Raw genomic sequence first — 14,107 nt, 5'->3', positions numbered from 1 at the left:
CAGAATTTGCTTGGCGGCCATAGCGCAGCGGACCCACCTGAATCCATGCCGAACTCAGAAGTGAAACGTTGTAGCGCCGATGGTAGTGTGGGGCCTCCCCATGTGAGAGTAGGGAACTGCCAGGCATCAATTAAAGCGTTAGTGTTTAATAACATTAGTCGCACAAAGAATACGCGGAGCGGTAGTTCAGTTGGTTAGAATACCTGCCTGTCACGCAGGGGGTCGCGGGTTCGAGTCCCGTCCGTTCCGCCAACATTAAGAAACCTAAGTCGTTAGACTTAGGTTTTTTTTTGCTTAAAAATTAGAATAAACCAAAAATTAATCAGAAATTTTTAAGTAAATATAACTATTATGTATAAAAATAATTACTTTGTTGATTATAGTGTCCTTTAAAAGGGTGAGAGCGAAGCTTGCCTTTGGTATACTTCAGTTATAGCAAGAAATCTTGCTGTTTATCTGAGGCTGCTAATGGCGAAAAAACCGACTTATTCAGTGCGTTTTGTGGCAGGTCAACCTGTTGAAAGGATTGAGCCTAGCCCGCCTCTAAGTGAAAGAGAGGATACTCTGCCTATTGGAATGCCTCTTTATACAGAAGGCTCTCTAAAAATTGCGGTTTGGAATATTTATAAACAGCAGCGACCCAATTGGCGTAATATGTTAGAAACGCTTTCAACAGATACACATTTGCTTTTGTTACAAGAAGCGCAAACCACACCAGAGCTTGTCCGCTTTGCTGGCACTCATCATTTAATTGCAGATCAAGTTCCTGCCTTGGCTTTTCAACAACACCCTGCAGGTGTGATGACATTATCAAGTTCTCATCCTATCTATTGTTGTCCTCTCAGGGAGAAAGAGCCCTTTTTAAGACTACCGAAATCAGCATTAATTACGGTATATCCGCTAATTACGGGTGATCATTTAATGGTCATTAATGTTCATGCGATTAATTTTAGTTTTGGTGTTGATGTTTATCAGCGTCAGTTAAGTAATTTATTTGTTCACATCATGCATCATAAAGGGCCTGTTATTTTAGCAGGTGATTTTAATGCGTGGAGTCGCCCAAGAGTCAATGTATTAAAACGTTTTGCGAGAACATTAAAACTTAAAGAAGTTATTTTTGATAACGATTGGCGTACAAAAGCCTTTGGTAAACCCTTGGATTATATTTTTTATCGCGGATTATCATTGAATAAAGCTGAAGTATTAATCACAGATGCATCTGATCATCATCCTTTAATTGCGACATTTTATTAGTGAGTGATTATAATATTAGTTAATATTAAAGTTTTAATATTTGAATTTAATGTGATTATATTATCTATTGATTAGATATATTATTTCATGAGTGCTTTATCTATCTATTTAATATATTTGTTATGTTAATAACTTTTACTATAATTTTCCTGTCTATCTAATGTCACTGAGTATAGGAAATAAAATGCCAACAAAAAATATAGTTATTATTGGCGGCGGTACAGGCGGAACTATTCTTGCAAATATCCTAGCTAAAAAGTTAAATGACGAAATATTTTCAAATAAAATCAAAATAACGCTTATTTCAGATAATCCTAACCATTATTACAAACCTGCATTTATGTATATTGCATTTAATCTTTTTTTAAAAGAAGAACTAATGCGGTCAGAAAGAAGTTTATTAAGACCTGAAATTGAATTTGTTATCGATAAAGCAGAACGTTTTGACTTTAATAATAAAGTTATTTATTGCGAGTCTAATAAAAAATATAACTATGATTTTTTAGTATTAGCAACAGGTTGTGTTCCTAGTCCTCATAGAATTGAAGGCTTAAAAGAAGCAGGAAATCATTTCTACCAATATGAAGCAGCTAGAATACTCGCTGATAAATTAGCTAAAATTGAAAAAGGTAGAGTGTTTATTACTGTTAGTTTCCCTGAAACACCTAATGTGCCTCATCAATGTGGTATTGCTCCTATGGAGACTACATTGATGCTGGATGAACTTCTTCGCCAACGTCGGGTGAGGAATAATATTGAGATTGTTTATACCTATCCTACAGTTGCTCAACTACTAAGAAACTGTCTGTTTATGCAACAAGAAGTTTGTGAAGTTCTTCCAGCAGTATTCTCTGAGCGAGATATTAAAGCTAAACGAGGCTTTACGTTAAGCCATGTTGATCCTGATAAGAAAATCGCTTATTCAAAAGAGGGTGAGGCAGAGCCGTTTGATATCCTTATGAGCACACCGCCAATTACTGCGGTTGAGGCGATCCGTAACACAGGCTTAAGTGAACATAATAATGGTGAAGGCTGGTTACCTACTGATCCTGAAACATTGCAAGTTTATGGGTTAAATCAAGTGTATGTTCTTGGTGATACGGTTGATTTACCGATTAGTAAAGCCGGTGGTAGTTGCCATAACCAAGCTGGTGTGATTGCAAATAATATCTGTGGTGAGCTTCGCTATGGTTATCCTGCTGCAATTTATGATGGTCGAGTGCAAGCTGTCGCACAAATGGGATTATCTGCAGGTATGCCATTACAGTATGACTATAAACATGACGTAATTCCTACACCACCAACAAAGTTGGGTGGGTTATTGCGTAATAGTTATAACCGAGGCTTATATTGGGCAACCGTTAGAGGATTATTATAGGGGATACAATAATGAGTGAAAATAATTTAAGCCCAGCAGATATTCAACTTTTATCTGATGAAGATAAATTACATCTTCAACATTTATTAGAAAAAGCAAGACCATTATTGGCATTAAAACGGTTTGATAATATCGTCGATTTATTATCTTTAATATCAGATTCAATAGATATTATGGATAATGCAACAGTTGAAAAACTTTCGGTTGCATTTGAAGAAACATTAATTCCAGTTTGGGAATTAAGTGCTGCTTATAATATGGCAAAGAAAGAATCTATTTATCAAGATAAAAAATATACATTAGGTTCAACTTTTGCATTATTAAGAAACCCTGATACCCTTAAAGGAATTTCAATTATTCTAAGAACAGTTCAGATTATCGGGGAAAATAACAAACGAATAGAAAATTAATTAATATTTGGGAGATATAATGACGCAAAGTAATAAACATTTTAATACTCAAGCAATACATTATGGTTATTCTCCGTTAGATTCTCAGGGGGCATTAGTGCCTCCTGTTTTTCAAACATCTACTTTTGTTTTTCCAACTGCACAATATGGTGCTGATTGTTTTTCAGGAAAACAAAAAGGGCATTTTTATTCTCGGATCTCAAACCCTACATTAGAGTTATTAGAAAAGCGTTTAGCTCAATTAGAAAATGGTGAAGGTGCTGTTGTATTTTCATCTGGTATAGGAGCAATTACTTCTAGTTGTTGGTCATTGCTTAAACCTGGTGATGAACTTATTGCTGATATGACAGTTTATGGCTGTACTTTTACGTTTTTCAATCATGGGCTCGCTAAATTCGGCGTTAAAATAAAGCATGTTGATTTAACTAACCTCGAAAAATTAAAAGAGGCGATCACGGAGAAAACAAAACTTATTTTCTTTGAGACTCCGGCTAATCCTAATATGCGAGTGAGTGATATCGCAAAAATATCAGAAATTGCGCATCAGCATAATATATTAGTCATGGTAGATAGCACTTATTGCTCGCCTTATTTACAGCAACCTTTAGAGCTTGGCGCTGATATTGTAGTGCATTCTATGACTAAATATTTATCAGGTCATGGTGATGTAACAGCAGGTGCAATTATTACTACACATGCCCTAGCAGATAAAATACGAGTTGAAGGTTTAAAGGATATGACTGGTGCTTGTCTGTCCCCTCATGATGCCTCATTAATTTTACGAGGCATAAAAACGTTAGGCATAAGAATGGAACAGATCTGCCAAAATGCACAGCGTATTGCACAATATCTTGAAGATAATCCTAAAGTCGAAACTATTTATTACCCTGGGCTAGTTTCATTTCCTCAATACGAACTTGCTAAGCGTCAAATGCGTTTAGCTGGAGGTATGATCGCCATTGAGTTAAAGGGAGGAATAAAAGCAGGCCGAGAGTTTTTGAATCGCTTAAATCTCTTTAGTCGAGCGGTAAGTTTAGGAGACTGTGAGTCTTTAGCTCAACATCCCGCCACAATGACCCATGCTACTTATAGTGCAGAAGAACGACAAAGGCATGGTATTAGTGATGGTTTAATTCGATTATCAATTGGTCTTGAAGATGTGAATGATTTAATTGCTGATTTAAAACAAGCACTGGCTTAGTGAAGATCGCATAATAAAGAAAAAGGCTGTGAATTAATCCACAGCCTTTATTGTTTAACTCAGAATTGTTGACTCAGAAATATGATTTATTTCTGGTTCATTCTTGGTTTGATACCTACATAGTAACCAATAGTTAAAATAGCTACCCATACCATACCGACAATCAATGCCATTCTGGTTGACTCAAAATAGCCTAAGATTGCGATAACAAACGCCATAAAGACGATAGTCAGTGCTGGAGCAATAGGCCATAGTGGTACTGGGAATTTCAGTGTTTTCACTTCATCTGCGCTCATCTTACGACGCATCGCGACTTGAGAAAGTAAAATCATTAACCATACCCAAACTGTTGCAAATGTCGCAATAGAGGCGATTAAAACGAAGATTTGCTCTGGGATTAGGTAGTTAAGTACTACGCCCAGTAACAAGACAACAGACATCACTAGCACAGTCATCCAAGGCACACCATTACGAGTGAGCTTCATAAAGGATTTTGGTGCTTGTCCTTCTTGAGCCATTCCGTACATCATTCGACCAGCACCAAAGATATCACTGTTAATCGCAGAGATTGCGGCCGTGATAACCACAAGGTTTAAGATATTTGCTGCTGAATTGATCCCTAGATTTGAGAAAATCTGTACAAATGGGCTACCGTTATGGCCGATTTGTTGCCAAGGGAAAATACACATTAGAATGAAAATTGTCAGTACATAGAATAATAAGATACGAAACGGTACGGCATTGATAGCTTTAGGAATGGTTTTTTCAGGATCTTTAGCTTCACTGGCAGTAATACCAATCACTTCAATTCCACCAAACGCAAACATGACAATGGCAAGTGAGGCGATAACCCCTTCAATACCATTTGGCATAAAGCCACCAAACTCCCATAAGTTAGAAATACCAATAGGGTGTTCAGTTTGTTGCCCAAAGCCATACATCATAATGACAACACCACCAATTATCATGGCGATAATTGCAGTTACTTTAACAATAGAAAGCCAAAATTCCATTTCACCAAATATCTTCACATGGCAAAGGTTTAATGCGCCAATAAAACAAACTATCCCTAATACCCATATCCATTGATCAACATCTGGGAACCAGAGTTTCATATAGAAACCAAATGCCGTGACGTCAGCTAAACAGACAATCAGCATTTCAAAAACGTAGTTCCAGCCCGTTAAGAAGCCAGCTAAAGGCCCCATATAATGGCTTGCATATTGTGAAAAAGAGCCCGCAACAGGATGATGAACTGCCATTTCCCCTAATGCACGCATAACCATAAATACTGCTGCACCACCAATAAGGTAAGCAAGCAATACAGCTGGACCCGCTTTCTCAATGGCAGCCGCAGAGCCATAAAATAAACCTGTACCGATTGCAGAGCCTAGCGCCATGAAACGAATGTGCCGCCCTGATAATCCTCGTGAAAGTTGATTCTCTTTTTGCATCTAAAGTATTCCCATCTCTGTCCAATGGAGGATCTCTATCCTCTTTTTCAGTGTCTTCTCGCACGTTAGCTATTCAAAACAAACCATGTACCTTATCATAAAGCCTCTTACGGTGAGATAGTTATCTGTAATAATCATCAGCATTCATTGGATATCAGAGTTTCTTATGCAATACCCCATTAATGAAGTGTTTCAAACCTTACAGGGTGAAGGTGTTTTTACTGGCGTTCCTGCACTTTTTGTTCGATTACAGGGTTGTCCTGTAGGTTGTAGTTGGTGTGATACCAAACATACTTGGGAAAAAGAAGACCAAAAAAAAGTTCCTCTTGGTGATATTCCTATTAAAACGCAAGAAAGCGATGCTTGGGGAGAAGCCAGCGTTACTCAGATTTTATCACTTTTCCAACAACAAAGTTATAGTGCAAAACACGTGGTTATCACAGGAGGCGAGCCTTGCTTATATGATTTACGCCCTTTAACAGAAGGGCTTGAGCAAGCAGGTTTTTCCTGTCAGATAGAAACCAGTGGTACTCACGATATTTTATGTAGTGAGAAGACATGGGTGACACTTTCCCCAAAAGTGGGCATGAAAGGGGGCTTTAAGGTATTAACCAGCGCAATCAATCGTGCTAATGAGATAAAACATCCTGTTGGACGTGAAAAAGATATTGAAGCGTTGGATGCCTTACTGACATTACGCACAGAGCACCCTGTACCTGTTGTTGCTTTACAACCTATTAGTTGTAAAGAGAGTGCGACGGCACTATGTATTAAAACCTGCATAGAGCGTAATTGGCGTTTCTCAATGCAAACACATAAATATTTAAATATTGCGTGATCGCGTTTTTAATATAAGAAATCAGCCAATAAAGGCTGATTTTCTTTTAGGTGATAACGGTTTAATGTTAAACCCGATTTACTCACCGCGGTAAATACATCCTGCTGTACACGTCTCTTTCACCATCACCGCAGATAATAATGGCAATGACGGTTTTACTTGCTGCCAAATCCATTTTGCCAGCACTTCGCTGGTCGGATTTTCTAGGCCTTCAATTTCATTAAGATAGTAGTGATCTAGACGCTCAAGAGTAGGTTTAAATGCGGCTTTCACATCAGCAAAATCAATAAGCCAACCTGAATGTGCATCAACTTCACCTGTTAGCTCTAATCTAACAAGAAATGAGTGCCCATGAAGACGTCCACATTTGTGGCCTTTAGGAACATGTGGCAAATGATGGGCTGCTTCAAATTGAAAATCTTTAAAGATGGTGGTTGTCATCAAAACTCTCTTGACTTAATTAGTAAAAAAAAGACACAAATAGTACGAAGTCTACCAGTGTAGCCGATTTAGCGTATCACGCCTAATCTCCCTTAATCTTAATGACTTGTTATGTTCCTTTTTGCTTATTAATTATATTGGTAAAGGAAACCGATAAATAAATTTAGCATTTAAGGTTATTAGATAGAGCCAACAGGTCTTTAATTCATCTTCTAGTCGTGGGATACCCTCTCAATATTAGAAATATTATCAAAGAACAATAAAGCACAAATAAGTGCTTCGCTTTTTAAGGCTAGATAAATGAGCAATCAACCTCCATTATTATCAATGCTTCCATTAACACAGGAACAATTGAATAAATTACAGGATGCAACAAAAGATCTCTCAACAGCGCAGATTGCATGGTTATCTGGCTATTTGTGGGGGCAGCTTGATCCTTCTGTTGTATCGGCATCGACAGTGGTTACCTCAGTACACGTACCTGAGCAGGAAACCATTACATTGATCTCTGCTTCTCAAACGGGTAATGCGCGTCATCTTGCCGAACAGTTACGAGATAATCTGATTGCTCACAAATTAAATGTAGAACTATATTCCGCAGGTGAATACAAGTTTAAGCAGATCCATAAAACAACAACCTTGATCATCATTGCATCTACGCAAGGTGAAGGTGACCCTCCTGAAGAAGCAATCGCTTTTTATAAATATCTGAATTCTAAAAAAGCGACTGAAATGAAAGAAACGTCTTATGCTGTATTTAGCTTAGGTGATACATCGTATGAGCATTTTTGTAAGGCAGGAAAAGACTTTGATGAGCGAATTGCACAACTAGGTGCAACACGCTTATTACCAAGAGTTGATGCTGATGTTGAATATCAAGCCATTGCGGCTGAATGGATAGAACAGCTTACAGAGATCTTAAAGGCAAAAGTTCCGACACAAACTACGCAAGTCTTACAACAAACACAGTCAGGTACGACAGATACGATTGAGTCATCTATTTATCATCGAGATGCCCCTTTTACTGCCACATTACTGACTAATCAAAAAATTACAGGCAGAAATTCAGATAGAGATATTCGCCATATTGAAATCAGCCTTGAAGGTTCTAATTTGCAATATCAACCAGGCGATGCACTGGGCGTTTGGTTTAATAACTCACCTGAAAAAGTTGATGAACTTATTACTTTGTTGTGGCTAAAGGGGGATGAACCTGTCACGTTAAAATCTCAAACATTCACCTTAAAAGAAGCGTTACTGCACCATTGTGAGCTAACCCAAAATAGTGCACCTATCGTAAAAGCCTACGCCCAATTGACGCGTCATGAAGATCTATTGTCATTAGTGGCTGATAAAACCAAACTTCAGCAATATGCAGACAAACATCCTATTAATGAGATGGTACGCCAATATTGTGCTCAACCTACAGCACAAGATTTTGTTGATATTTTACGTCCACTGACTCCTCGTCTTTACTCTATTGCATCGTCACAACAAGAAGTCGAAGACGAAGTACACCTTACTTTAGGGGTTGTGCGTTACGACGTTAACTCTCGCGCTTATACCGGTGGGGCTTCTGGCTTTTTAGCGGATAGCTTGAAAGAAGGCGATAGTATCAATGTTTTTATCGAAAAAAATGCGCATTTTCGCCTACCTGAAGATAACACCGCCCCCATCATTATGATTGGCCCAGGCACAGGTATTGCACCTTTTCGAGGTTTTATGCAACAGCGCGAAAATGACGTAGCAACAGGTAAAAACTGGTTATTTTTTGGTAATCCTCATTTTGTAGAAGATTTTCTCTATCAAGTAGAATGGCAACGTTATGTCAAAAGCGGTCTGCTAACTCATATCGATTTAGCATGGTCACGAGATCAAGCGCATAAAATTTATGTACAAGATAAATTACGTGAACGTGGTAGTGAGATTTGGCAATGGTTACAACAAGGCGCTTATCTTTATGTCTGTGGCGATGCGTCACGGATGGCAAAAGATGTTGAACAGACGTTGTTAGATATTGTGATGGAGTATGGCAATAAAAATATTGAAGAAGCAGATGAATACTTAAGTGAGCTACGCCTAGAACGGCGTTATCAGAGGGATGTCTATTAAATGAAATCACACACTCAAGCGCCCTTAGTGGTTGAAGGAAAACTGGCTGATAGTGAACGCATGAAAAAAGAGAGTCACTTTTTACGCGGCACTATTACAGAAGACTTACAAAATGGTTTAACGGGTGGTTTTGAAGGCGATAACTTTCTATTGATCCGCTTTCATGGCATGTATCAACAAGATGACAGAGATATTCGTGCTGAACGTGCGGAACAAATGTTAGAGCCTCGTCATGCAATGATGTTACGTTGCCGTTTGCCCGGAGGCATTATTTCGCCTAAACAGTGGCTTAGCATTGATAAATTTGCGACTGAAAATACGCTTTATGGCAGTATTCGTATTACCAATCGTCAAACATTTCAATTTCATGGCATTTTAAAAGGCAATGTAAAACCGGCACATCAAATGCTGGTAGCAACAGGTCTGGATGCTTTAGCGACCGCGAACGATGTTAACCGTAACGTGTTATGTACTTCAAACCCAGTGCAATCTTCATTACACCAAGAAGCGTATGAGTGGGCGAAAAAAATATCAGAACATCTGTTACCTCGCACCCATGCTTATGCGGAAATTTGGTTAGACAAAGAGAAAGTTGCCACAACTGATGAAGAGCCTATTTTAGGAGAAACCTATTTACCGCGGAAATTTAAAACCTCGGTGGTGATCCCGCCTCATAATGATGTTGATCTCCATGCTAATGATATGAATTTTATCGCGATTGCTGAGAATGGGCATTTAGTTGGCTTTAACGTGCTTGTAGGTGGCGGTCTTGCAATGACACATGGCGATAAAAATACCTTTCCTCGCTTAGCCAGCGAGTTTGGTTATATCCCTATTGAGAATACATTGGCAATTGCAGAAGCTATTGTGACGACTCAACGTGATTGGGGAAATCGAACTGAACGTAAAAATGCAAAAACAAAATACACACTGGAACGTGTTGGCGTAGAGACATTTAAACAAGAGGTTGAACGTCGTTCTGGAGTAACTTTTGAGGCTATTCGACCTTATAAATTTACCCATCGAGGCGATCAAATCGGCTGGTTAAAAGGTGTTGATGATAAATGGCACCTTACTTTATTTATTGAAAGTGGTCGATTGATTGATACACCTGATGTTCCATTAAAAACGGGAGTGGCAGAAATTGCCAAAATTCATCAGGGTGATTTCCGACTGACTGCTAATCAAAACCTAATTGTGGCAGGTGTACCAGAGAGTGAAAAAGCCAATATTGAAGCGATCGCTCGTCGATATGGTTTGATGAATAGCCAAATTACACCACTGCGTGAACATGCAATGGCGTGTGTTTCTTTCCCAACTTGCCCATTGGCAATGGCGGAAGCTGAGCGCTTTTTACCTTCATTCACCGATACCCTTGATAACTTGATGACAAAACATGGTGTGAGTGATGAGCATATTGTTGTGCGTGTAACGGGATGCCCGAATGGCTGTGGTCGTGCTATGTTGGCAGAAGTTGGGCTGGTGGGTAAAGCTCCTGATCGCTACAACTTGCATTTAGGGGGAAATCGCATTGGGACACGTATTCCTAGAATGTATCGTGAAAATATTACCTCGCAAGAAATCATTGCAATACTGGATCCACTGATTGGTGAATGGGCAATTTCTCGTCATAACAATGAAGGTTTCGGTGATTTTCTTATCCGTACTGATGTTGTTAAACCTGTATTGAATTCAGCGATTGATTTTTATGAAGTGCAGGAGGCAGTATGAGCCTATTTCAGCTTGCTTCGCTAAAACAGTTACCTGTTAAAGAGCAAACACATGCTTTGAGCGAGATTAATCAACAGTTAGAGCAATTAAGTGCCATTGAACGGGTTACTTGGGCTTTAGAACATTTGCCTAAAGCCTATGTATTAAGCTCTAGTTTTGGTATTCAAGCTGCGGTATGTCTGCATTTAATCACTCGGCAATATCCTGAAATTCCGGTGATTTTGACTGATACAGGTTACCTATTTCCTGAAACCTATCAATTTATTGATACGTTGACTCTGCAGTTACAACTTAACTTGAAGGTATATCGAGCTGAAATATCTTCATCTTGGCAAGAAGCGCGCTATGGCAAACTTTGGTTAGAAGGCATTGATGGTATTGAACGTTATAACCAGATAAATAAAGTAGAGCCGATGGAAAGAGCGTTAAAAACATTACAGGCTCAAACATGGTTTGCAGGTCTTCGCCGACAACAAGCTAAAAGTCGTGAACATTTACCCGTGCTGTCAATCGCAAAAGGGATATTTAAGTTTTTACCTATCGTTGATTGGGATAATAAGCAGATCTATCAATATCTTAAAGATAACGACTTACCTTATCATCCTTTATGGGAACAAGGCTATCTCTCTGTGGGAGATACTCACACAACCCGAAAATGGGAAGACGGTATGAGTGAAGAAGAAACACGATTTTTCGGCTTAAAACGTGAGTGTGGATTACACGAATAACGCCATTATCTGCCAATAAATAATTTGGGGAATAGAGCTTATCTATTGCCCTTTTTGTCATTTATAAAATTATAACTATTTGAAAACACTTTGTTTTTCCTTATTCCTTTCTGTTCCATCACATAGCTTTTTGTCATTTCATAACCTCTAAAGCACCTTTTATAGTCGTTAGTTATAAAGTGAACAACGAAGGTGAAATACGCGTATGGATTACCTACCCTTATTTGTGGAATTAAAAGAACGCCCAGTGTTATTGGTTGGTGGTGGTCATGTTGCTGCGCGTAAAGCTTTGCTGTTGTTAAGAGCTGGCGCTCGCTTAAGAGTGATTGCACCTCAGTTGTGTGATGAATTACACCTTGCTTACCAGCAAGATAAAATTGAATGGGTATCAGCAAAGTATCAATCTGAACATCTATTAGGAATGATGCTTGTGATTGTAGCCACTGATGACAGTGTGCTTAATCAGCAAGTTTATCTTGATGCACAAGCACGGCATATTTTTGTCAATGTAGTGGATTCACAACCTCAATGCTCATTTATTTTTCCTGCCATTATCGATAGAAATCCTATTTTGATTGCCATTTCATCGGCGGGAAAAGCGCCTGTTTTAGTGCGAATGATCCGTGAAAAGTTAGAAGCCTTATTGCCAAGTTCATTAGGCGCAATGGCGACAATAGCCGGAAAATGGCGCAACAAAGTGAAACAGCACTTAGAGACTTTTCAAGCTCGTTGCCGTTTTTGGGAGCAAGCTTTCAGCGGTAAATTTGCTTCTTTAGTGGCAAGCGATCAATTAGCACAAGCAGAGGCCCTGCTTGAACAACAATTGAAACAAAAAGAGTGCCAACAAGGCGAACTTGCATTGGTTGGAGCTGGCCCCGGTGATGCAGGGCTATTAACACTGCGTGGTTTGCAGGTTATTCAACAAGCTGAAGTTGTGCTCTACGACAGTTTAGTGAGCCCAGAGGTTTTAGAACTTGTTCGCCGTGATGCTGACACTATTTGTGTAGGTAAAAGAGCGGGACATCATAGTGTTTCTCAAGAAGAAACCAATGCACTTATCGTGAAATATGCGCAACTTGGTAAACGCGTTGTTCGATTAAAAGGTGGTGACCCCTTTATTTTTGGACGTGGTGGTGAAGAAATTGAAGTTGCTATCGCGCATGGGATCTCTTTTCAAGTTATACCGGGGATCACTGCAGCGAGCGGAGCGAGTGCCTATGCGGGGATCCCATTAACCCACCGACAATATGCTCAAAGTGTCACCTTTATGACAGGGCATTGTAAAGCCGATGGGATCGAGCCGGATTGGGCATCGTTAGCGCAAGCTAATCACACACTCGCTATTTATATGGGAACAGCAAAAGCAGAGCTTATTAGCCAGCGTTTAATCAAACTAGGACGTTCTCCATTAACGCCTATCGCGGTGATTAGTTGTGGCACTCGTCGTGATCAGCAAGTCTTCACGGGGGATCTAACACAATTAGCGCAGTTAGCTGAAAAAGCACCGACTCCCGCTTTATTAATTGTGGGAGAAGTTGTTGCACTACATCACCAACTTGCGTGGTTTGGTGATAGGTACGCTTATCAATCCTTACCGTCACTCCATTCACCTTTGGTTCATTTTGCCTAAATGAGGTTGTTATGAATGAAACACAGCTAACCCATCTTCAGCAATTAGAAGCAGAAAGTATTTATATTCTGCGTGAGGTTGTCGCTGAATTTGAAAATCCCGTCATGCTTTATTCAATAGGTAAAGATTCCTCGGTGATGTTGCATTTAGCTCGCAAGGCGTTTTATCCCGCGAAATTACCTTTTCCTTTGTTGCATGTTGATACTGGCTGGAAGTTTCGAGAAATGTATGAATTTCGAGATAAAACGGCTAAAGAATATGACTTTGATCTTAAAGTTTATCGAAATCCACAAGGGGTAGAGCTTGGGATCAATCCGTTTATTCATGGTAGTGCAAAACACACAGATATCATGAAAACCGAAGGGTTAAAGCAAGCTTTAGACAAATATGGGTTTGATGCGGCATTTGGTGGTGCGCGCCGTGACGAAGAAAAATCACGTGCTAAAGAACGTATCTATTCGTTTAGAGATAGAAAGCACCGCTGGGATCCGAAAAATCAACGCCCTGAATTATGGAAAAACTATAACGGACAGATTAATAAAGGTGAAAGTATTCGTGTATTTCCGTTATCTAATTGGACAGAGCTCGATATTTGGCAATATATCTATTTAGAAAATATCGACATTGTTCCGCTCTATTTTGCAAAAAATAGACCAGTTATTGAACGTGATGGCACTCTAATTATGGTAGATGACGACAGGATCGATCTAAAACCTGGTGAAGTGATCTCACAGCAAAAAGTAAGATTTAGAACGTTGGGATGCTGGCCATTAACGGGGGCGATCCCTTCTCAAGCAGAAACACTCCCCGCCATTATTGAAGAAATGCTGATTTCCACCAGCAGTGAACGACAAGGGCGTTTAATTGATAGTGATCAGTCCGCTTCAATGGAACTGAAAAAACGCCAAGGTTATTTTTAATCGGAGGAAA

At 39.3% G+C, this 14,107-nt stretch carries 12 protein-coding genes, 1 tRNA gene and 1 rRNA gene; 12 read left to right on the top strand and 2 right to left on the bottom strand.

The genetic code is table 11. The features are described 5' to 3' along the window. The first annotated feature begins 9 nt into the window (after window positions 1-9). From rrf to NBG71_RS10285, 6 genes are all read left to right on the top strand, one after another. Window positions 10-125 (top strand): 5S ribosomal RNA (rrf, locus tag NBG71_RS10310). Window positions 126-175: 50 nt separating this feature from the next. Further along, a tRNA-Asp gene (locus NBG71_RS10305) sits at window positions 176-252 on the top strand. A gap of 216 nt (window positions 253-468) precedes the next feature. Next, a complete protein-coding gene (locus tag NBG71_RS10300) occupies window positions 469-1,254 on the top strand; it encodes an endonuclease/exonuclease/phosphatase family protein (protein ID WP_109419485.1) in 786 nt (261 codons plus the stop codon). Window positions 1,255-1,438: 184 nt separating this feature from the next. Next, window positions 1,439-2,632, top strand: a complete 1,194-nt coding sequence (locus tag NBG71_RS10295; protein WP_075673806.1) for an NAD(P)/FAD-dependent oxidoreductase — start codon at window positions 1,439-1,441, stop codon at window positions 2,630-2,632. A gap of 11 nt (window positions 2,633-2,643) precedes the next feature. Continuing rightward, on the top strand, window positions 2,644-3,042 hold the full coding sequence (locus tag NBG71_RS10290) for a hypothetical protein (protein WP_075673805.1): 399 nt from the start codon (window positions 2,644-2,646) through the stop codon (window positions 3,040-3,042). A 19-nt stretch (window positions 3,043-3,061) separates the two neighbouring features. Further along, a complete protein-coding gene (locus NBG71_RS10285) occupies window positions 3,062-4,243 on the top strand; it encodes a methionine gamma-lyase (RefSeq protein ID WP_075673804.1) in 1,182 nt (393 codons plus the stop codon). Window positions 4,244-4,329: 86 nt separating this feature from the next. On the opposite strand, the gene NBG71_RS10280 is transcribed toward NBG71_RS10285, so the two are convergent. After that, the gene (locus tag NBG71_RS10280) at window positions 4,330-5,697 is read right to left on the bottom strand and encodes an L-histidine transporter HutT (protein WP_075673803.1); all 1,368 of its coding nucleotides are present in this window, start codon (window positions 5,695-5,697) and stop codon (window positions 4,330-4,332) included. Between the two features lie 166 nt (window positions 5,698-5,863). On the opposite strand from NBG71_RS10280, the gene queE reads away from it, so the two are divergent. Beyond that, on the top strand, window positions 5,864-6,535 hold the full coding sequence (gene queE / locus NBG71_RS10275) for a 7-carboxy-7-deazaguanine synthase QueE (RefSeq protein WP_075673802.1): 672 nt from the start codon (window positions 5,864-5,866) through the stop codon (window positions 6,533-6,535). A 78-nt stretch (window positions 6,536-6,613) separates the two neighbouring features. Here the strand turns inward: queE and queD are convergent, their stop codons facing one another. Then, entirely contained in the window at window positions 6,614-6,979 is a 366-nt protein-coding gene (gene queD, locus NBG71_RS10270) for a 6-carboxytetrahydropterin synthase QueD (RefSeq protein ID WP_164530180.1), read from the bottom strand. 297 nt (window positions 6,980-7,276) lie between these two features. Here queD and cysJ point away from each other — a divergent pair, with 297 nt between their 5' ends. The 5 genes from cysJ (at window position 7,277) to cysD (ending at window position 14,097) form a co-directional block, all read left to right on the top strand. Continuing rightward, window positions 7,277-9,088, top strand: coding sequence for an NADPH-dependent assimilatory sulfite reductase flavoprotein subunit (cysJ, locus tag NBG71_RS10265; RefSeq protein ID WP_075673800.1), 1,812 nt, complete (start codon window positions 7,277-7,279; stop codon window positions 9,086-9,088). Then, window positions 9,089-10,819, top strand: a complete 1,731-nt coding sequence (gene cysI / locus NBG71_RS10260; RefSeq protein WP_075673799.1) for an assimilatory sulfite reductase (NADPH) hemoprotein subunit — start codon at window positions 9,089-9,091, stop codon at window positions 10,817-10,819. It abuts the gene before it with no gap. Further along, a complete protein-coding gene (locus tag NBG71_RS10255) occupies window positions 10,816-11,547 on the top strand; it encodes a phosphoadenylyl-sulfate reductase (protein ID WP_075673798.1) in 732 nt (243 codons plus the stop codon). Before cysI ends, NBG71_RS10255 begins: the two co-directional genes overlap by 4 nt. 205 nt (window positions 11,548-11,752) lie before the next feature. Continuing rightward, a complete protein-coding gene (gene cysG, locus NBG71_RS10250; RefSeq protein WP_156733983.1) occupies window positions 11,753-13,177 on the top strand; it encodes a siroheme synthase CysG in 1,425 nt (474 codons plus the stop codon). Window positions 13,178-13,188: 11 nt separating this feature from the next. Next, a complete protein-coding gene (gene cysD, locus NBG71_RS10245; protein ID WP_099660057.1) occupies window positions 13,189-14,097 on the top strand; it encodes a sulfate adenylyltransferase subunit CysD in 909 nt (302 codons plus the stop codon). The last annotated feature ends 10 nt before the right edge of the window (window positions 14,098-14,107 follow it).

This window comes from Proteus sp. FZP2095 (assembly GCF_023701425.1).
Classification (GTDB): domain Bacteria; phylum Pseudomonadota; class Gammaproteobacteria; order Enterobacterales; family Enterobacteriaceae; genus Proteus; species Proteus cibarius.
The sequence above is the reverse complement of the archived record's forward strand: the minus strand, read 5'-3'. Positions and strand labels throughout refer to the sequence as shown.